General features: G+C 65.9%; 12 protein-coding genes and 1 pseudogene. 9 read left to right on the top strand and 4 right to left on the bottom strand.

What is annotated here, in order from left to right:
• Positions 1-211: 211 nt before the first annotated feature.
• Positions 212-840, top strand: a pseudogene (locus tag AB3X96_RS17305) (tyrosine-type recombinase/integrase).
• A gap of 173 nt (positions 841-1,013) precedes the next feature.
• Here the strand turns inward: AB3X96_RS17305 and AB3X96_RS17310 are convergent.
• Together AB3X96_RS17310 and AB3X96_RS17315 are read right to left on the bottom strand one after the other, a co-directional pair.
• On the bottom strand, positions 1,014-1,166 hold the full coding sequence (locus AB3X96_RS17310; RefSeq protein WP_368590635.1) for a hypothetical protein: 153 nt from the start codon (positions 1,164-1,166) through the stop codon (positions 1,014-1,016).
• Between the two features lie 317 nt (positions 1,167-1,483).
• On the bottom strand, positions 1,484-2,260 hold the full coding sequence (locus AB3X96_RS17315; protein WP_368590636.1) for a pentapeptide repeat-containing protein: 777 nt from the start codon (positions 2,258-2,260) through the stop codon (positions 1,484-1,486).
• Between the two features lie 631 nt (positions 2,261-2,891).
• On the opposite strand from AB3X96_RS17315, the gene uvrA reads away from it, so the two are divergent.
• The 5 genes from uvrA (at position 2,892) to AB3X96_RS17340 (ending at position 12,224) form a co-directional block, all read left to right on the top strand.
• Complete coding sequence (uvrA, locus tag AB3X96_RS17320) at positions 2,892-8,840, top strand: excinuclease ABC subunit UvrA (protein ID WP_368590637.1); 5,949 nt, start codon at positions 2,892-2,894, stop codon at positions 8,838-8,840.
• Positions 8,841-9,633: 793 nt separating this feature from the next.
• Entirely contained in the window at positions 9,634-10,626 is a 993-nt protein-coding gene (locus tag AB3X96_RS17325) for a GlxA family transcriptional regulator (RefSeq protein WP_368590638.1), read from the top strand.
• A gap of 116 nt (positions 10,627-10,742) precedes the next feature.
• A complete protein-coding gene (gene rfbC, locus AB3X96_RS17330) occupies positions 10,743-11,294 on the top strand; it encodes a dTDP-4-dehydrorhamnose 3,5-epimerase (protein WP_368590639.1) in 552 nt (183 codons plus the stop codon).
• Between the two features lie 99 nt (positions 11,295-11,393).
• Positions 11,394-12,020 carry a GNAT family N-acetyltransferase gene (locus AB3X96_RS17335; RefSeq protein ID WP_368590640.1) on the top strand — a complete coding sequence of 209 codons (627 nt, stop codon included), beginning with the start codon at positions 11,394-11,396 and terminating at the stop codon, positions 12,018-12,020.
• 39 nt (positions 12,021-12,059) lie between these two features.
• Positions 12,060-12,224, top strand: a complete 165-nt coding sequence (locus AB3X96_RS17340; protein ID WP_368590641.1) for a hypothetical protein — start codon at positions 12,060-12,062, stop codon at positions 12,222-12,224.
• 25 nt (positions 12,225-12,249) lie between these two features.
• Here the strand turns inward: AB3X96_RS17340 and AB3X96_RS17345 are convergent, their stop codons facing one another.
• Both AB3X96_RS17345 and AB3X96_RS17350 read right to left on the bottom strand, forming a co-directional pair.
• Positions 12,250-12,411: a DUF1328 domain-containing protein gene (locus tag AB3X96_RS17345; RefSeq protein WP_013089029.1), complete on the bottom strand. Its 162-nt coding sequence runs from the start codon at positions 12,409-12,411 to the stop codon at positions 12,250-12,252.
• A 257-nt stretch (positions 12,412-12,668) separates the two neighbouring features.
• Positions 12,669-13,094 (bottom strand): diacylglycerol kinase, encoded by a 426-nt coding sequence (locus tag AB3X96_RS17350; RefSeq protein ID WP_368590642.1) that lies wholly within the window; start codon positions 13,092-13,094, stop codon positions 12,669-12,671.
• Positions 13,095-13,488: 394 nt separating this feature from the next.
• Between AB3X96_RS17350 and bcsB the strand changes: the two genes are divergently transcribed.
• From bcsB to AB3X96_RS17365, 3 genes are read left to right on the top strand one after another with little or no spacing between them, the layout of a single operon-like run.
• The gene (bcsB, locus tag AB3X96_RS17355) at positions 13,489-15,876 is read left to right on the top strand and encodes a cellulose biosynthesis cyclic di-GMP-binding regulatory protein BcsB (protein WP_368590643.1); all 2,388 of its coding nucleotides are present in this window, start codon (positions 13,489-13,491) and stop codon (positions 15,874-15,876) included.
• 3 nt (positions 15,877-15,879) lie between these two features.
• Complete coding sequence (bcsZ, locus tag AB3X96_RS17360) at positions 15,880-17,175, top strand: cellulose synthase complex periplasmic endoglucanase BcsZ (protein WP_368590644.1); 1,296 nt, start codon at positions 15,880-15,882, stop codon at positions 17,173-17,175.
• Positions 17,154-21,116 carry a cellulose synthase subunit BcsC-related outer membrane protein gene (locus tag AB3X96_RS17365; protein WP_368590645.1) on the top strand — a complete coding sequence of 1,321 codons (3,963 nt, stop codon included), beginning with the start codon at positions 17,154-17,156 and terminating at the stop codon, positions 21,114-21,116. Before bcsZ ends, AB3X96_RS17365 begins: the two co-directional genes overlap by 22 nt.
• Positions 21,117-21,158: the final 42 nt, after the last annotated feature.

Consider the following 21,158-nt stretch of genomic DNA (forward strand, 5'->3'; position numbering starts at 1 on the left):
TGCCTACCGCTCGCGCAGACCGTCGACGACTACGCCGCGCTTCTTCCCTGGTGCATGCCCGCCGAACTGCGGTAAGTCTATTGCCCTGTTCAACAACTCTGATGGGCGTCGTTAATTGACCGCTTACCGAGCTCGAACGACTCTTCAGGGTCGGGTAGCGCCCATTGCAGAAGTACAGACTGAATCTCCCTTCATTTGAAAGGAGATTGTCATGAGCACATTAACCGACACCGGCCCGTCGCGTGTACCGTGGAACAAGGGGAGACTGACTGGCAAGAAGCCACCGCTGAAGCTCAAGGAGATCTGGGCAATCCGCGTGCGCCTGCAGCTTTCGTCCCAGGTGCGGGATCTGGCCATGTTCAATCTCGCCATCGACAGCAAGCTTCGGGCGTGTGATCTGACGAAGCTACGGGTGCGCGACGTTTGCCATGGGTAGCACGTAGCCAGTCGCGCGACGATCATGGAGCAGCAGACTCAGCGGCCGGTGCAGTTCGAGATCACCGAGCAGACTCGGGAAAGCGTGGCAGCGTGGATAAGGCATGCTGGCCTGCGTGCGACCGACTTCCTGTTCACAAGTAGGATTCACGACTCTCCGCACCTGTCGACCCCTCTCAATATGCCCGACTCGTCGATCGGTGGGTCTCGTCCATCGGACTTGACGACACCGCCCACGGTACACACACGATGCGCCGGACAAAGGCGTCTTTGATTTACCGTCGCACGAAAAACCTCAGGGCTGTCCAGTTGCTGCTAGGTCACGCGAAACTTGAAAGCACAGTCCGGTACCTTGGCATCGAGGTCGATGACGCGCTTGAAATGGCGGAGCAAACTGAGGTGTAGATGCGCAGGCGGCCGGTTTGCGAGCGGTCGCTGACCGGCCAGAAACGGTCCGCCATCCCTCCCGTTGAGGCGTCCGCAAGGAGCCAGCAAGTGGACGATCAGTGCTTCCGCTGAACATTATCTGCCGCGTTGTACATGAAGTACGGCTTATCGCTGTTTCTGTTCGGAACGGCTTAGTTCAGCTTGGCTTGGAAGAACCGTGCGAGCACCGAAACGGCTTCTTCGACAAACTCCTGACCGTCGTACAGATCCGTGTGGCCGGCTCCCTCCACAACGTGCAACGCCTTCTTCCTACTCGCTGCACGATCGAAGAGGCCGTCGCTCATCCACTTGCTGCCAGCCTGACTACCCGCGACGCGCCCACACTGAACAGGACGCTTCTTGCGCGCAGCGGCGGCCAGGTGCGAATTGGTTGAGCTTACGGCTACTGTCTGGACTGGTGCCTTGAATTCGATCGCAAGGTCTGGATCTGCAGCCGCAAGCAGACACACGACATCGCAGGCCTGGACCAGTTTCCTCGGGCTCGTGTACGAGGGACGAGCTTGACGCGAGGTTCGGCTCGATGCTGGCGGAGAGCCAGTAAAGCGCGCGAGGCCTTCCGCTTCTGATGAGTTGCGTTACCGGCGGTGTTAGCGCCGAGCGCTTATTTTGGCGGCCAGTCTGGGACGACATATTCTTTACCCCACGCCTTGCCCCACTGCAGCATGCACAGCTCGCTCTGTGGGGCCAGCGGCATGATCACGCCGGTGGGGACATAATCCTTGCGCTCGATTCCACCTTCCCTGTGCGTGAACTTCGGCGGGTTGTACTTCGTATAGCAGGCCGCGCCAATTGCGAATTCGCCCAGCTTTACGTCCTCGAACTCAAGCCCGGAAATGTCAGCCCGCGTAAAGTCGGCGTCGGACAGATCGCCCCCGCGGATTCGCGCGTTGCTGAGCTGGGCCGCCTCAAAGTGGACGTGGCCGCAATCCTTGCAATGATCGATAAATGCGTCGCGAAGCACGGCGCCGGTGAAATGGGCGCCGCTCAAACTGGGGGTATCGAATTGCGCTCCCCGCAACTGGGCGCCGGTGAAGTCGGCGCCGTCCAGGTCGGCCGAGATGATGCGCTCGCCATCGGCCTCGATGTAGGCCAACGTCACTCCGTTGCTCGCTAGCGTCTGCATCGCAAAACCTTGCCCTTGGTTAAATTGCGAGCGCTTGCCGCTTTGAAAGTAGCCTTGAAGCTGCGTCCACGCCGCGATGTTCTGCAAATTGGCGCGGTCTCGCACTAGAAGGGCCAAGGTGCCCACGGTTGCGAGCGAAGCGAGCAATGTCGTGACATCGACCCAGAAATGAAAATCGCGCGGGAACGCGAGCCACTTTCGCTTGCGCCGCGTGGGCTTGCGTGCTGACGGTTTCCTTAGCGTTTTACGGATCACAGTTAGCCCGCTCTTTGGCTGCCCAGAGCCAGGGTACTCGTCAAAGCGTAGGTGATCCCGAGCCAATTGTGCAACCCATCCGGTGCGGTGCGCCCGCCCCCCTTACGCTAGGCGGAGTAAATAGTCCCGCGCGCAATGCTGATGGCTCTACCAGCATCTGGCTGGCACTGAAGCAGTCTCTCAGGCCGGCCGCTTCCTTCTCGAGAACTGACGTTCCGCCGTTCCCCTTTGAGGGTCGCATTCGGGTCGGTTTGCGTCGCTCCCGCATCCGAGCCGTGCGTTCGGCCAACGCCTCACCGCGTTGGCTGTCGCAGACCCAGCATCTTCCCAGTGTGCCTTGATGAGACACTTGCCGCCCGCCGCAGATCCGCCGGGACGCCAATCCCCTCCAGTCTCACCAATGCGGTTCTTCCAGCCTCGAAAACCCGCTCGCGTCCCAGAATTCCCTCCCCAGGCACCACGCGCGAGGCGCACCTCTACCTGTCTTGGAAAACTGTATAAACATACAGTATAGTATCCCCCTACAGCTAGGCTTCCGGGCGCTCGTCGCGCCGTCCCGGCTGCACCGAACTTGCGCGGTCGCGAGAGCCGGCCGTGAGAGGTGAACCACTCCTTCAGACGGTCGGAAAAATTGTCCTCCAACGACGCAACCCCTGACACCCTCGCCGACACCCCCCAAAGCGGCAAGCCGAGCAGCAACAAGACCCAGGGCACGATCCGCATTCGCGGCGCCCGCCAGCACAACCTGAAAAACGTCGACCTCGACGTGCGCACCGGCGAAATGACGGTCGTCACCGGGCCATCGGGCTCGGGCAAGTCGAGCCTCGTGTTCGACACGCTGTATGCGGAAGGCCAGCGCCGCTACGTCGAAACCTTCAGTGCGTACGCGCGCCAGTTCCTCGACCGGATGGACCGGCCGCAGGTCGACCGCGTCGACGGCGTACCGCCCGCCATCGCGATCGACCAGACCAACCCGGTGCGCAGCTCGCGCTCCACGGTCGGCACGATGACCGAGCTCAACGACCATCTGAAGCTGCTGTACGCGCGCGCGGCCGAGCTGTTCGACCGCCAGACCGCGCACCCGGTGCGGCACGACACGCCGGAGACGATCTACGCGGAACTGCTCGAGCGCACCGCGCAGGAGGAGCCGCGGCTCGTCGTCACGTTCCCGGTCGAATTGCCGGAGTCGGCGTCCGAGCAGGAGGTCGAGCAGTGGCTGTCGGCGAGCGGCTATACGCGCGTGCAGGCGCAGCGCGAAGTCGATTCACCGACCGGCCAGCGCAAGCTGCTCGACGTCGTCGCCGACCGCTTCCGGCTGCGCTCGGTCGACAAAGCGCGCGCGATCGAGGCGATCGAGGCATCGCTGAAGCGCGGTGGCGGGCGCGTCAATATCTACGTGCTGCCGGCTACCTCGGACGAACCACAGGCCGAGGCCGCCGAGCCGCGCATCTGGCGTTTCTCCACCGGCCTGCACAGTCCCGAAAGCGATCTGCGCTATGCCGACCCGCAGCCCGCGCTGTTCTCGTTCAACTCGGCCTATGGCGCGTGTGATGCCTGCCGCGGCTTCGGCCGCGTGATCGGCGTCGACCTCGGTCTGGTGATTCCAGACGCACGCAAGACGCTGCGCGAAGGTGCGGTCAAGCCGATGCAGACACCCGCGTGGAAGGAATGCCAGGACGATCTGATGCGCTACGCGGCGAAAGCCGACATCCGCCGCGACACGCCGTGGGGCGAGCTCAGCGAGCGCGAGCGCAACTGGGTCATCAACGGCTCGCCGGACTGGAACGGCAAGTGGCAGACGCATTGGTACGGCGTCAAACGCTTCTTCGATTATCTGGAATCGAAGGCGTACAAGATGCATATCCGCGTGCTGCTGTCGAAGTACCGCAGCTACACGCCATGCGAAACCTGCGGCGGCGCGCGTCTGAAAACGGAATCGCTGCTGTGGCGCCTCGGCAGCAAAGCGAACGCGAACGACGTGCTCGCGCCCGAGCACCGCTTCATGCCGCGCGGCGTGCAGTGGTCGCGCGCACAGCTCGAAGCGTTGCCGGGTTTGACCGTGCACGATCTGATGCTGATGCCGATCGAGCGCATCCGCCGCTTCTTCGACGACATCACGCTGCCGAGCGCGTTGCTCGACGACGCGCTGAAGCTGCTGCTCGCCGAAGTGCGCACGCGCCTCAAATATCTCTGCGACGTCGGCCTCGGCTATCTGACGCTCGATCGGCAAAGCCGCACGCTGTCGGGCGGCGAGGTGCAGCGTATCAACCTGACCACCGCGCTCGGCACGTCGCTGACCAAGACGCTGTTCGTGCTCGACGAACCGAGCATCGGCCTGCATCCGCGCGACCTGAACCGCATCGTTGAGGCAATGCACCGGCTGCGCGACGCGGGCAATACGCTGGTCGTGGTCGAGCATGATCCGTCGGTGATGCTCGCGGCGGACCGGCTCATCGACATGGGTCCGGGGCCTGGCGAGCGCGGCGGTTCGATCATTTTCGACGGCGCGCCCGACGCGATCCGCTCGACCGGCACGCTGACCGGTGAATACCTCGGCGGCCGGCGCCATGTCGCGGATGCCGCGCACTGGTCGCGTCGCACGGTCGATTCAAGCACGCCGCGCATCGTGCTCGAAGGCGCGAGCGAGCACAATCTGCGTGACGTCACGGTCGAAATTCCATTGCAGCGGCTCGTCTGCGTGACCGGCGTGTCCGGTTCCGGCAAATCGACGCTGCTGCAGGACGTGCTGTATCCGGCGATGGCGCGCCACTTCGGCCTTGCCACCGAAGCGCCGGGCGCGTTCAAGTCGCTTAAGGGCGCCGACCAGGTCACCGACGTCGTGTTCGTCGATCAGTCGCCGATCGGCAAGACCGCGCGCTCGAATCCGGCCAGCTACGTCGGCGCGTTCGACGAAATCCGCAAGCTGTTCGCGAAGGCGCCGCTCGCGCAGCAGCGCGGCTACGGCCCCGGCATGTTCAGCTTCAACTCGGGCGACGGCCGCTGTCCGACCTGCGGCGGCTCGGGCTTCGAGCACATCGAAATGCAGTTCCTGTCCGACGTGTACCTGCGCTGCCCCGATTGCGACGGGCGTCGTTATCGCGCGGAAATCCTCGAGGTGAAGATCGAGCGAGGCGAGCCCGCGCGCTCGATGAGTATTGCCGACGTGCTCGAGCTGACCGTCAGCGAGGCTGCCGCGTACTTCACCACGGACGCCGAAGTATTGCGCGTGCTGCAGCCGATCGTCGACGTCGGGCTCGAATACGTGAAGCTCGGCCAGCCGGTGCCGACGCTGTCTGGCGGCGAAGCGCAGCGGCTCAAGCTCGCGGGCTTTCTCGCAGAATCGGCGCAGGCGCGCAGCACGCGTGGCGCGAAGCAGGCGGTCGCGAAGCGTCTGTTCATGTTCGACGAGCCGACCACGGGCCTGCATTTCGACGACATCGCGAAGCTGATGCAGGCGTTCGGCAAGCTGCTCGCGAGCGGTCATTCGCTGATCGTGATCGAGCACAACCTCGACGTGGTCCGCGCGGCCGACTGGATCATCGACCTCGGTCCCGAAGGCGGCGACGGCGGCGGCCGCGTGTTGTGCGCGGGCACGCCGGACGAAGTGAAAGCGTGTGCCGAGTCGCATACCGGCGAGGCGTTGCTGCAATACGACCGCGCGATGGGTGTCGCAGCCGAAGCGGAGCCGCAAGGCATCCCGCTGCAGAAGGCACTGGGCGCGGCCCGCGCGCGCCGCGCGATCGAAGGCGAGGACGTGGTGCGCATCGTCAACGCGCGCGAGCACAACCTGAAGGCGCTCGACGTCGATATTCCGCATGGCAAGTTCAATGTGATTACCGGCGTGTCGGGCTCGGGCAAATCGACGCTCGCGTTCGACATCCTGTTCCACGAAGGTCAGCGGCGCTACCTCGAATCGTTGAATGCGTACGCGCGCTCGATCGTGCAGCCGGCCGGGCGCCCCGAAGTCGACGCGGTGTACGGCATTCCGCCGACCGTCGCGATCGAGCAGCGGCTGTCGCGCGGCGGCCGCAAGAGTACCGTCGCGACCACCTCGGAGGTGTGGCACTTCCTGCGTCTGTTGTACGTGAAGCTGGGCTTGCAGCACTGCATTCACGACGGCACGCCGGTCACGTCGCAAAGCGCCGAATCGATTGCGGCGCAGTTGCTGCGCGATCACAAGGGCCAGCATGTCGGCTTCCTCGCGCCGCTCGTCGTGAACCGCAAGGGCGTCTATACCGACCTCGCGAAATGGGCGAAAGCGCGCGGCAATACGCATCTGCGGGTGGACGGCGAGTTCGTGCCGGTCGATCCGTGGCCGAAGCTCGACCGGTTCCGTGAGCACACGATCGAGCTGCCGGTCGCTGATCTCGTCATCTCGGCCGATCATGAAGCCGAGCTGCGCGAAGCGCTCGATCAAACGCTCGACATCGGCAAAGGCATCATGCATCTGCTCGCGCCGCTCGACGGCCTGCACGACGCGATCAACGGCGGCGAGTCCACCGCGAAGCTCGGCGACGTGAAGGTGTTATCGACGAAGCGCGCGTGTCCGGTGTGCGGCACGAGCTATCCCGAGCTCGACCCGCGCATGTTCTCGTACAACAGCAAGCATGGCTGGTGTACGAGCTGCGTCGGCACGGGGCTGTCGCTCACGCGCGAGCAGCGCGCCGCGTATGACGACACGATCGTCGTGGACGACAATCGCGGTCGCGAACAGAGCTTGCCGTCGGAGGAGCAGGAACCGGAAGGGCTCGTCGACGAGCCTTGTCCGGATTGCGCGGGCACCCGGCTGAATCCGGTCGCGCGCGCGGTCACGTTCGACTCGCAGGCGATCGTCGATGTCGCGCAATGGACCGTGTCCGACACGCGCGCATGGATCGATACGCTGCAGATGACGGGCCGCGATGCCGAAATCGCGCGCGACGTGGTCAGCGAAATCGGCAGCCGGTTGCAGTTCCTCGAAGAGGTCGGGCTCGGCTATCTGAGCCTCGATCGCGCGGCGCCGAGTTTGTCGGGCGGCGAAGCGCAGCGCATCCGGCTCGCCGCGCAGCTCGGCAGCAACCTGCAAGGCGTGTGCTACGTGCTCGACGAGCCGACCATCGGCTTGCATCCGCGCGACAACCAGATCCTGCTGAACGCGCTGCGCAAGCTCGGTGACAAGGGCAATACGCTCGTCGTCGTCGAGCATGACGAGGACACGATCCGGCGCGCCGATCACATCATCGATATCGGGCCGGGCGCGGGCAAACGCGGCGGCACGCTGATCGCGCAGGGCAGCGTCGCGGACCTGTCCGCGCAGGCCGATTCGCTGACCGGGCGCTTTCTCGCGCAGCCGATCGTGCATCCGCTGCAGTCGCGTCGCGAGGTCGTCGCGCCGGGCAAGCGTGCAGCCGCGGTGCCGGAGAACTGGCTGACCGTGCATGGCGGCAAGTTGCATAACCTGCGTGACGTGACGGTCGGCATTCCGCTCGCGCGGCTCGTCGCGGTGACGGGCGTCAGCGGCTCGGGCAAATCGACGCTCGCGCGCGACGTGCTGATGACCAATCTGCTCGACGCGGTCGGGCGCTCGGTGCTGTCGTCGCCGGCCACCCGCCGCGCGCGTGCGGCGGCCGAACAGAAACCGGCCGCGAACCGGCGCTCGAGCGTGCTCGCGCGCTCGGCGCCGCGCGCGCCGCTGAACGTCACGCACAAGTGGCAGGGCTGCGATTCGGTCACCGGCTGGGAAACCATCGACCGTGTGCTGGAAGTCGATCAGACGCCGATCGGCAAGACGCCGCGTTCGTGTCCCGCCACCTACATCGGCGTGTGGGATGCGATCCGCAAGCTGTTCGCGGGCACGCTGGAGGCACGCGCGCGCGGCTATACCGCGTCGCGTTTCTCGTTCAATACCGGTGAGGGCCGCTGCCCCGCGTGCGAGGGCCAAGGCGTGCGCACGATCGGCATGAGCTTCCTGCCCGACGTGAAGGTGCCGTGCGATGTCTGTCACGGTCAGCGCTTCAATCCGGAGACGCTCGCGGTCACGTGGCGCGGCAAGAACATTGGCGACGTGTTGACGATGGAAATCGACGAAGCGGTCGAGTTCTTCGCGTCGATCACGAATATCGGGCATCCGCTGCAACTGATGAAGGACGTCGGGCTCGGCTATCTGACGCTCGGCCAGCCATCGCCTACGTTGTCGGGCGGCGAGGCGCAGCGCATCAAGCTCGTCACCGAGCTGAGCAAGGTGCGCGACGACCTCACCCGGCGCGGCCAGAAGCCGCCGCACACGCTATACGTGCTCGACGAGCCGACGGTCGGCCTGCATATGGCGGACGTCGCGAAGCTGATTCGCGTGCTGCATCGGCTCGTGGATGGCGGGCATAGCGTCGTCGTCATCGAGCACGATCTCGACGTGATCGCCGAGGCGGACTGGATCATCGACCTCGGTCCGGAGGGCGGCGTGGGCGGCGGTACGATCGTCGCGGCAACCGATCCGGAAAGCCTGTCGCGTGTGGCCGCGAGTCACACCGGTGCGGCTTTGCGGCCGGTGCTCGCGCGCACGGCCGCTAATGCGGCGCTGGCCGGCGAAGGGACGAATGGCTGAGGCAACCTGACGAGCAGCGGCGCGGCCGTTGCGGGCCGCGATTTGCGGTCCCCAACCCACTGTTTGCTCGCATTCCACGCGCTTCTCAGATGTGCCGTTGCAACCTTGCACGTTGCAACGGCCGGCGCTTCGTCGCGTCCGCGCCACACATCATTGCTGCACTGCATCCAATCGTCAGAGCTTCGCCAATCGCGATGCATCCGCGCGATTAATTCATACGAAAGCGACCGACGATGTTTCAAAATAGAAACGTTTTTAGAACCCCCCATAAATCAGCATTTGGATATTAATTTTCGGCCCAGAACGAATCCCGCCGATATGCCTAATGGCGCGGGGAATAACTTTACGCTTTGCGAATAAACTACCGAATTGCGCTGACATAATCGGGACGATAAGCAGTTCACAATTGAAACATTTTTGATCCGGCAAGAAACGTACTCGGTAAGATGGGTCCACCACGCTTCGCATTATCGGCAACTTTGCCCGAACGGGCGAGAGTGCCGTCCACCAAGGCTTTGCGGTAAGATATCCCCACCCTCTGCGCTCAACCTTGCATAGTTGCCGGTCCTGCCGGGCGCTCATATCAATCGCTCAATAACCGCTTTTCCTCAGACATGGATATTCGTGATGAAATATTCTTTTCAAATTTACTATAGCGATCCATTCCGCTAACATCACGCTTAATCCTTTATGCGGCGTTAGTCCGTTTTCCCGCCGTAATAACGCATTCTCTCGTTCCGTCTGCTGACGGGGCAAATCGGGGTCCACAACGTATGCCCGTTTGGGGAACATCATGCCGCACATGCACCTTGATACAACGAGAATTACGTGGCTTCACACGCCTGCATTGAACGTCCGTACTGCAGCGCGGCGAATCGGCATTCTGCTGTTCGACGGCTTCTGGCTGCTCGGCCCCGGTACCGTCGTCGAAATGTTCCAGACCGCCAATGAGTTCGCGGGCACGCGCTCGGGCGAAGATCCGCCCTACGACGTGCAGTTCCTGTCGATGGAAGGCGGCAATGTTGCCAGCTCGTCGTCGGCGCGCATCTGGACTGATCGCATCGACACGCGCTTTGGCGGCGGTTTCGACGTGCTGTTCATCGCGGGTGGCTACGGCGCCCACGTGGCCGCACGCGACGAACGCCTGCTGAACTGGCTGCGCGCCGTGCAATCGCGCACCCGCGCGATCGAAACGATCGGCGAGGGACGCCTCGTGCTCGAAGCGGCCGGGCCGACCGAGCATGATGGCCTGATGAGCCGCTATCCGGGCGCGAGCGCGAGCGAAGGCGCGTTCAGCGCGGCCAACGACCGTCACGACTGCGCGCGCAGCGCGCTGATGTTCATCAAGCGCGACCTGGGCGCGGAACTCGCACGCAGCGTCGCCGATCGCGTGATGCCCGGCATGGCCTCCACGTGGGTGCCGCTGCCGGCCGAGGGCGGCACGCTGAGCGTCGCCGAAAAGATTCGCGCGGCCGCGCGCTGGATGGAGGCGAACTGCGACCGTCCGGTCTCAGTCGCCGATGCCGCGCAGGTCGCCGCAATGAGCGAGCGCAATTTCCTGCGCCGGTTCAAGCACGAGATGCAGGTCACGCCGTCGGACTACCTGCTGCAGGTGCGGCTGCGCATCGCGTGCAACTTCCTGACCGAGACCGAATTGCCGGTCGACAAGATCGCGCGTCGCAGCGGCACCGGCAACGGGGACCGTCTCGCGAAAATCTTCCGCAAGCGCATGGCTTTGTCGCCAACCGAGTATCGCGCCCGAAGCCGGGCGGCCAGTGAGGCGTAGCATGTATCAATAGCATGCGATAGCGCGCCCGCGCCGCGGGCGCGCCTCGTCTGTTGGACGCGGTCGCGAGAGCGGCCGTAGGTTCGCTGGCCAGCCTTCTTACGAGCACAGTGGCGATGGGCAACAGGGTCATGGCGACGGCATTGCCGGAAGTGAAACTCATCGAGCCGGAAGTGTTCATCGACGAATACGGCTTCTGCTTCGAGAGTTTCAGCGCGGACGAGTTTTCGGACGACGTCGCGCAAGGTTTCAACTTCGTGCAGGACCGCCATCTGCGCGCCGTGCATGGCGTGCTGCGCGGCTTGCACTACCAGGTGCAGCGTCCGCAGGGACGGCTGCTGCGCGTCGTGCGCGGCGAAATCTTCGACGTCGCGGTTGACGTGCGCCTGAACTCACCGAACTTCGGCAAATGGAGCGGTGAGTATCTGAGCGAAGGGAACCAGCGGCAAATGTGGGTGCCGCCCGGTTTCGCGCACGGCTTCGTCGTGCTGTCCGATGTCGCCGAGTGCGTGTGGAAGACCACCGAGTACTGGTTTCCCGAACTCGAACGCTGCCTGCTGTGGTCCGATCCCGACATCGGCATCGACTGGCCGATCGACTTTCAACCTATTCTCGGCAGCAAGGATGCGGCGGGTCGTCGTCTGTACGAAGCCGAAAACATGTCGTGAACGACAGGTGATCGGCCAGAGTTTTTACGACATTTTTTCTTGAGACGCTCACCGGCCGACCCTACACTTCGGGCATCCAGTCAGTACGAGGTGCTCAACGTGAAGCGTCGCGCAAGCCGTCCGCAATCCGTTCCGGTCCGCTATGCATGTCGTGCCGGCCACGTCGAACTCAGGCGCTTCGACGCGTCGCGCGATTCGTTCGTTGCGTTGACGGCGCTGCTGCATCGCGCGTTCGCGCCGCTCGGCGCGCAGGGACTCAATTGCACGTGCGTGGATCAGACCATCGAAGCGACCCGGGAGCGCGTGCTGCGCGGCGATTGCCATGTCGCGGTATGCGACGGACAGATCGTCGGCACGATGACGCTTTATGCTTCGGATGGCGAAGCATCATGCGAGCTATACAGGCACGACGATGTTGCGAGCTTGCGCCAGTTCGCAGTCGATCCCGCGTGGCAGGGGCGAGGCATCGGCACGTTGCTGATCGCGTTCGCCGAACACTGGGCCGCAACACGCGGCTATGCGCAACTCGCACTCGATACCCCGCAACCGGCCACGCAGCAGATCGCGTTCTATCGCGGGCAGGGGTTTCGCATCGTCGACTTCATGCGCTTCGCGCACAGGTGCTACGACAGCGCGATTCTGAGCAAGCCGCCGGTAGCGATGCGCACGCTCGCGAACTGGTCGCGGCGTCTGCATGCGACGCCGCAGATCGCGCGTGCGGCCTGAAGCAATGGCGCATACGTCCGCGGCATGCGGAGAAAAGCAGTGGAACAGCAGCGCAAGAAAAGCGGAGTTGAAGCACCCGATGCTTCGGCAACTATTGCAATATGCTGCGGCAAGTATTGCAACGACGGCCACGGCGACCGCAGCGGTGCAATCCTGAACGCGGCACCGACGCAGCGTCGCCGGTTCGCATCGGGCGAGGGGTGAATTCACCGAACGCTGTGTGCAGCCGTCAGCGTCGGATCACGCCCATCAGCAGGGTGACGAGGAAGATCACCAGGAAGATGAAGAACAACACCTTGGCGATTTCGGTTGCGCCCGCGGCAATGCCTCCAAAGCCGAACACTGCGGCAATGATGGCGATGATGAAGAAAATCACAGCGTATCGAAGCATGGTGCCTCCACCGGTGGATTGTTGAAATGACGTTTGAACGGCGCCCCGTTGCGTACGTCACGCGGCTTTACGGGTGAGATGCCGGCGAGCGGAATTCAGCAATACATGTGCCATCGTTTCATTGCCGCCAACGTTTGCGTGACGAATATTTCGCGGCACGCGGAATTACCGTCGAGCCGACGCTAACGTTTGCATTCCCTCTCGCCAGGCGCGCAACGTGCCAACCATGCTGCGGACTACGTAGAACCCGTCACGCGTCATCCACGCAGCCAGTGATACGCCAGCGGCCCGCACAACACGCCCCACGTCAGCACACACATCAGCAGCGCAATGGTCACGGCCGCGCTGCCGCAGTCCTTCGCGCGCTTCGAAAGTTCATGCCGCTCGAACGAGATCCGGTCGATGGCGGCCTCGATCGCCGAATTCAATAACTCCACCAGCAGCACGAGCAGCACCGATCCGATCAGCAGCACGCGCGCGATGGCGTCGACCGACATCAGGAACGCGGCCGGCACGAGGATCGCCGCGAGCGCGGCTTCCTGACGGAACGCGCTTTCCGCGCGCAATGTCGCGACGATGCCGGCGTACGAATGCCGCAACGCGAACAACCCGCGCAGCGGACCGCTGCGCTTCGCGGGCGGCGCGATGCTCGAGTGAGTGGGGGAGTCGGCCGGATCAGGCATGTTTCGGGATGATGTTTAATGTGCAGCAAATGACCGTGGATGTTACAAGATGTCAATGAGGTTGCAAATTGTGATATCTTTGCGCCGCCCAACAGCGGCAGGCACGTGGCACCTTCTCGCCTGAGTAACCGGGTTCGGAAAAATGAAAGGACGCATAACCGGTTAGGGCTGCTGCCGATTGCGTTCAAATCTCAAATGTTGGTCATCCCCGTTGCTCGTTCCGCTCAAGGTTTCGCCGGATTTTCCGTATACGAGGAATGGTGCGCCGCGTGTTTCTCCTGTGCGTGCCGGCCGTCCGTTTTCCCACTTCGCGCGTTCGCGCGGCAGACCGGATTCGCACCGTAGGCGGCGCAGTCGCGCGCGCACGGTCCAGGTCCAACAAGCTGAGCTGTTCATGAAACCAGTTGTGTCGTTGTGCGTTTCGCTGAGCGCCGTTGTCGGCGCGTTGTATGCCGTCGCGTCGGGCGCCGCGCCATCGGTGCCTGTCGTCGCCGCCGCGGCGATTGCGCCGGCCGCGCCCACCGTCGCGAGCGCGAGTGCCCCCAAGGCCAATCCCAGCGCCACCCCCAGCGCCAACTACCTCGACAACGATGCCAGCGTCCCGACGCCCGCATCCGGCTCCAGCACATCGCGCGTTTCATTCGCGACCCTGGGCGCGTATCAGCCGCTGACGCTGCGCGGTGTCGAAGACGCGCGCACCGTCAATCTCGGCGTGCGGCTCGATCGCGTGGTCACGGCCGCGCGCCTGCGCTTGCGCTACACGTATTCGCCGTCGCTGGTGTTCGCGATGTCGCATCTGAAGGTGTCGATCAACAACGAAGTGATCGCGACCGTGCCGTTCGATCGCGAGCACGCCGGCAAGCTCGTCACCCAGGACATCCCGCTCGATCCGCGTTTTCTGACCGACTACAACCAGATCGGTCTGCGCCTGATCGCGCATTACACGCTCGAGCATTGCGAAGACCCCGAGAACTCGGCGCTGTGGGCCGACGTGAGTCCGTCGAGCGAGTTCATCGTCGATACCGCGCCGATCCGGTTGCCCGACGATCTCGCGCTGCTGCCCGCGCCGTTCTTCGATCACCGCGACGCGAACCGGCTGCGTCTGCCGTTCGTGCTGCCGGCCGCCGCCGACAACGCGACGCTGCGCAGCGCGGGCGTACTCGCTTCGTGGTTCGGTGCGCAGGCCGATTACCGGCAGGCGCGCTTTCCGGCGCTGTCGACGTTGCCTACCGACTCACACGCGGTCGTCGTCGCGCGCAGCGAGCAGTTGCCCGCCGGCCTCACGCTGCCGCCGATCAACGGTCCGATGCTGATCGTCGCCGACAATCCCGTCGCGCCCAACCGCAAGCTGCTGATCGTGACCGGCCGCAGCGCCGCCGAAGTCGATGAAGCGAGCACCGCGCTGGTGCTCGGCACGACCGCGCTAGCGGGTCCCGCGGTGCGCATCACGCAGCTCGCTGCCGGCGCGCCGAGGAAGCCCTACGACGCGCCACGCTGGCTGCCGGTCGACCGGCCAGTCTCGTTCAAGGAACTGATCGACGATCCGTCGCAACTGCAGGTGCGCGGCAGCACGCCCGACGCGATTCGTCTGAACCTGCGCGTGCCCGCCGATTTGTACTCGTGGAACGGCGCGGGCGTACCGCTGAATCTGAAGTACCGCTACACGGCGCCGACCGTGCAGAACAACTCGGCGCTCGCGGTGCAGATCAACGATCAGCTGGTCAAGTCGTACCGGCTCGCGCTCGCGACCGCCGACGACGCGCAAGGCCGCCTGCAATTGCCGGTGCTGTCGAACAACGCCAACCGTGCGACGAGCGCGCTCGATATTCCGGCATTCCGGGTCGGCAGCTCGAACCAGTTGCAGCTGCGCTTCAATCTCGATTCGCAGAAGACCGGGCTCTGCCAGGGCGTCGCGACGAACCCGGTGCAGGCCGCGGTGGATCCCGACTCGACGATCGACTTCTCGGACTTCGTCCACTACGCACGGATGCCGAACCTCGCGTTCTTCGCGAACAGCGGCTTTCCGTTCACGCGTTACGCGGACCTGTCGCAAACGGCCGTCGTGATTCCCGAGCATGCCGCGCCGCAGGAGCTCGAAAGCCTGCTGACGATGCTCGGCCACATGGGGCAATGGACCGGCTATCCGGCGCTGCGCGTGCAGGTCGCGCGGCCGCGCGAGCTCGCGCAGCTGAGCGGCAAGGATCTGCTCGTGATCGGCGGCAGCGGCTCGGCGCCGTGGTTCGCGCGCTGGCCGCATGCGTTGCCGCTGACGATCGGCGCGCAGGCGGGCGACCCCGCCGCGTCGGGCCCGCTCGCGCGCGCCTCGTTCGCGGTCGACGAGCAGTGGCACAGCGCCGCCCGGCGCGACGGCGCCCCGCACAGCGACGCGCGTCGGCCGGACGGCGGCGCGCGGATCGAACGCGACGGACCGCTGGCCGCGCTGATGGGCTTCGAATTGCCGGACAGCCACGGACGCAGCGTCGTCGCGCTGAGCGCCACCGATCAGCAACAGTTGTCGCAACTGCTCGACATGCTCGAAAAGCCGGACCGCGTCGCGCAATTGCAGGGCGACGTCGCTTTGCTGCGCGATGGCAAGGTGGACAGCATGCGCGTCGGCGACACCTATCTGGTCGGCTACGTGCCCTGGTATGCGCGGCTGTGGAGCAAGGCGATCCAGCATCCGGTGCTGCTCGGCGTGCTCGGCGCGCTCGCCGGCTTGCTGCTCGCGATCGGCGCGTTCACCGCGTTGCAGGAACTGGCCGCGCGGCGCCGGGGAGTCTGATCGATGAGTCAGTCGAAGGGCGGGGCGCTGTGGCGGGCAGCGCGCGACGGGGTGGGCGTTGAAAGTGGCGCGGACCTGCACGCGAGGTTCGCGAGCAGGCTCGTGCGAACAACGGCGAGCGTTTCAGCAACGGTGCTGACCACGATGCTGACGCTCGCGAGCAGCCACGACGCGTTCGCCACGCAAGCGCCGCAGCCGAGCCGCGCCGACATCACAGCTTGCACCGCCGCGCCCTGGCCGCGCTGGCAGCAATTCAAGCGTGACTTCCTTTCCGCCGATGGCCGCGTGATCGACGTCGGTTCGTCCGACGAGCGCACGGTGTCGGAGGGCCAATCGTATGCACTGTTTTTTGCGCTGGTCGCGAATGACCGCCCGGCCTTCGACACGATCCTGCGCTGGACCGAGCAGCATCTCGCGCAAGGCGACCTGACCGCGCGTTTGCCGGCGTGGCTGTGGGGCCGCTCGTCCGACGGCAACTGGGCCGTGCTCGACGCGAATGCATCGTCGGATGCCGACCTGTGGATCGCCTATACGCTGCTCGAAGCGGGCGACGCTTGGCGCGAGCGCAGCTACACGGCGCGCGGCGCGGTGCTCGCCCGCCGTGTGCTCGACGAGGAAACGGCCAACGCGCCGGGGCTCGGCTTGACTTTGCTGCCGGGCCCGGTCGGTTTTCATCCGGGCGCGGACGTGTGGCGCGTCAATCCGAGCTACATGCCGCCGCAGGTGCTGCGCGGCCTCGCCACGCGGCTGCCCGACGATCCGCGCTGGCCGCGTTTGCTCGCGAGCACGAGCCGCATCCTGGTCGATACCGCGCCGCATGGCTTCTCGCCGGATTGGGCGTTGTACCGCGCGAACCGCGGCTTCGCACCCGACGCCGAGACCCACGCCGAGAGCGCCTATAACGCGATTCGCGTGTACCTGTGGACCGGCATGCTCGACCGGCGCGATCCGCTCGCGCCGACGCTGCTCGCGCGCTTCGCGCCGTTCGCGAACTTCATCGCCGCGCACGGCGCGCCGCCCGAGAAAGTCGACGCGAGCGATGGCCGTGCCGGCATCAACATGGGCAACGCCGGTTTTTCGGCGGCGGCCGTGCCGTTTCTCGATGCGCGCGGCCAGCGCGCGCTCGCCGATGCGCAGATCGCACGCGTCGCCGCGCTCGATAGCGAGACGGCCGCCGGTTACTACACGAGCGTGCTGAGCCTGTTCGCGCTCGGCTGGCGCGAAGGCCGCTATCGTTTCGCCGCCGACGGCACCCTCGATCCGCACTGGAGCACGTCGTGCCGCGCCGCGCCGCAGTAACGCGCGCGGCGCGCTTCGGCGTGTTCGCGTGCGCGTGCGCGGCCGCGATCACGGGTCACGCATACGGCAACACCAGGCAAGCCGAAGCGATGCGCACGACGGCCGCGCGCACGGCTGCCATCGGTACGCTGGCGGCACCCGCTGCTCAGCCGACCATAGCGCCGCCGCAAAACCCCGCCGCGCAACGCCTGCTCGCGACCGCGCGCATGTGGTCGACGAAACATCGCGACGACCTTGCGTTGCAGGCAATCAACAAGGCGCTGTTAGCCGCGCCGGGCGATCCGGTGTTGCTTGCCGAGCAGGTGCGCATCGAATTGCGTCTCGGGAAAGCGCAAGCCGCGCAGGCGACGCTCGCACGCTTGCGCGCCAAAGCGCCAGGCAGCGCGGCGATCCAGCAGATCGACGACGAATTCCGCGTCGCCACCAACGGCCGCGAGGAATTCGCGACCGTGCGTCTGCTCGCGCGTAGCGGCCAGTCCGCCGAGGCGGCGCGGCGCTTGCAGCTGCTGTTTCCGCACGGCGCGCCGTCGGGCTCGCTCGGCGCCGAGTACTACCAGATTCTCGCGGGCACGCCCGAGGGCCGCGAGCAGGCGCTGGTCGCGCTGCATCGGCGGATCGCCGCCGATCCGTCCGACGTCGATGCCGCGCTGGTGCTCGCGAATCTGCTGAACACGCGCGGCGATACGCGCGCGGAGGCCAACCGCATCGCGTGGAATCTGGCGACGCGGCCCGACTCCGATCGCACGGCCTCGCTCGACACGTGGCGTCACGTGCTGCAATCGGCAGGTGTGGACCTCGCGTATCTGCCGGCGTTGCGCGCGTACCTGCAACTCGTGCCGGACGACACCGAATTCCGCGAGCGTGTCGCGACGCTCGAAGCGCGCCTCGACGGGCAACGGCAACTCGAACGCAACCCCGACTACATCGCCGAGCAGCGCGGTCTGCAGGCGCTCGAGCGCAACGATCTCGCGGCCGCCGAGCCGCTGCTCGCGCGCGCCGCGAGCGCGCGACCGGACGATGCCGACGCAGTCGGCGGTCTCGGCATCGCGCGCATGCGGGCCGGGCGGCACGACGAAGCGCGCACGCTGTTTCTGCGGGCGGCCGCGCTCGCGCCCGACAATCGCGCGAAATGGCAAAGCCTCGCGCGCACCGCGCAATTCTGGGGGACGCTCGCGCAAGGCCGCGCGGCCGCCGCGGCGGGGCACGCGCAGGAGGCGGAGCGGGCGGCGCGCGCGGCGCTCGCGATGGAGCCGGACAACGCGGACGCGAAGCTGATGCTCGCCGACGCGCTGCTCGCGCAGCACGACTGGAGCGCGGCCGAGCCGCTCTTGCGCGACATGCTGAGCGGGCATGCGCCGAGCGTGGCAGCGCTGCGCAGCACCCAGACGCTCTTCGAAAACACCGGCCGCGCGGCGCAGGTCGAGCCGTTGATCGACGCGTTGCAAAGCCGCTTCACCGCCGCCGACGATCGTCAGAGCCTCGCTCGTCTGCGTGCCGATCTGCTGGCCAGACAGGCGGACCAGTTGCTCGCCGACGGCGAGCGCGGTCCCGCCGCGCAACGCTATGAAGCCGCCTTGCGCAGCGAGCCCGACGCAGCGTGGACGCGTTTCGCGCTCGCGCGTCTGTACCGCGATCTCGGCCTGCCGCAACTCGGCCGCAACGTGATGGACGAGGGGCTCGCGCTCGCGGCATCGGCCGAGATGCGCTATGCGAGCGCGCTTTACCGCAATTCGCTCGATGACCTGAGCGGCGCGCAAGCGGTGCTCGCGCTGATCCCGGAGCAGGAGCGCACCGAGGGTATGCGGGCGCTCGATCGCAATCTGCAAATGCAACGAAAGCTTGCCGACGCGCGCGCCGCATTCGCCCGCGACAATCGCGCGAGCGCGCTCCGCCTGCTCGACGACGCACGCGCTTTGGCCGGCGACGATCCGAATCTGCTCGCGTCGGTCGGCGCGCAGTGGATCGACGCGGGCGACGCCGGGCGCGGCCTCGCATTGCTGCGCGACTGGATCGACGCGCATCCGGGCGAGGCCGACGCGGACGTGCGGCTGCGTTACGGCGATCTGCTCGGCAGTGCGCGACGCGACGCGGAGCTGTCCGCATGGCTTCAGCAGTTGCGTGACGATCCGCGGCTGAAGCTGGACGCTGCGCAACACGCGCGCCTCGAGGATCAGGCGCTGCGTGCGGCCCTACGTCAAACCGACGAAGCGATCGATCATGGGGATTACGAAGCGGCCGGGCAGCGACTCGCGGCGGTCAGCCCCGCCGGTCGGCGCGACAAACGCTATGCGCTCGAACTCGCCGACCTCCAGCGCGTGCAGGGCCACTACGGGGCCGCGCGGGCGACCTTGGCGCCATTGCTCGCCGCGCAGCCAAACGATCCGGAAGCGCAGCTCGCGCTGGCCCGTGTGCTGGAGCAGAGCGGCCAGCGCGGCGCCGCGCTGCGCGTCGTGCACGATGTGCTCGACGGCGCCGCGCCCGACGACGTCGACACGCGGCTCGCGGCCGCGCGCCGGCTCGCCGCGTTGAACGAAGCGCGCGACGCCCAGCAGATCACGACGGCACTGCGCGTCGCGTATCCGACGCGGCCGGACGTGACGGTGCAAAGCGGCCGCATCGCCGAAGACCTCGGGCAGTACGAGGATGCCGCTTCGCTGTACCGTTTGTCGCTCGCGCAGGAACGCTCGGCGGGCGTGCGCGCGGGACCCGATGGCACGCCCGCGCGAGCCGCGCTCGACGATCTCGAACAGCGCCGCAATCCGTCGATCGAGACCGGCTGGCTACCCGCATATAAGTCCGGCGACGCGGGCATCTCGCAGCTGCGCGCGTGGCAGGTGCCGGTGTACGTGCAGATCCCGTATCGCTATGACGGCCATTTTTTCGCGCACATCGATACCGTGCATCTCGACGCGGGCACGCTGGATGTCAGCGACGCCAACGCGTTCACGCGCGATACGTTCGGCACCTTCGCCGCGGCCGACAAGCTCGGCACGTCGCTCGGCCTGTCGCCGCAGCAACTCGCCACGCTGGCCGCGGGCTTGCCGTATCTGCATCAGTCGGCCACCGGGGTCGCGCTCGGCGCGGGCTACACGTCCGACGCGTGGCGCTTCGACTTCGGCACGACGCCGCTCGGATTCCCCGTGTCTTACCTCGTCGGCGGGGTGCGCTACCGCTTCGACGCGGGACCGGCGAGCTTTTCCGTCAGCGGCTCGCGCCGTCCGGAAACCGGCAGCCAGCTGTCGTATGCCGGCATGCACGATCCGGTGACCGGCACCGTGTGGGGCGGCGTGCGCCGCGATGGCATCGACCTGCATTCATCGTTCGATCTCGGTGCGGCGAACCTGTTCGCCGATCTCGGCGCGGGTGAGCTGACCGGGCGCAACGTCGCGAGCAATCAGGAATTCACGCTGCGCACCGGCTTCACGATGCCGGTCTACCGGCGCGCGAATTCACTGGTGAGCACCGGCCTCGTCGGCAACGCATGGCACTACACGAACAACCTGCGCTTCTATTCGTTCGGGCAGGGCGGCTACTACAGTCCGCAGCGCTATCTGTCGCTCGGCGTGCCGCTCGAATGGCTGGGACGGCATGGCGCGCTGAAGTGGGATCTGAGCGCGACCGTCGGCGTGTCGAATTCGTACGAGCGGGATTCGCCGTACTACCCGAACGGTCTGCCCGCCGGTCTCGGCGCGGCGCCGGGGCTCGACAGTCTCGTCAATGCGGGCAGCTCGACACGCGGCGTCGCGTTTTCGTATGGGCTCGCGGGGGTGGTCGAGTATCGCGCCGATCCGCATCTGGTGTTGGGCGCGCAGTTGAGCATCGATCGCTCGCACGACTACGCACCGAGCGCCGCGCTCGTCTATCTGCGCTACACGTTCGATGCGCGCAGGCAGGACAACCGTCTGTCGCCGCAGCCGGTACGGCTTTATTCGAGCTATTGAACGGCGATGCAACGAGACCTGGGACAGCAGACGTGAACACCG

It is taken from the genome of Paraburkholderia sp. BR13439 (assembly GCF_040948805.1).
GTDB classification, from domain to species: Bacteria; Pseudomonadota; Gammaproteobacteria; order Burkholderiales; family Burkholderiaceae; genus Paraburkholderia; species Paraburkholderia youngii.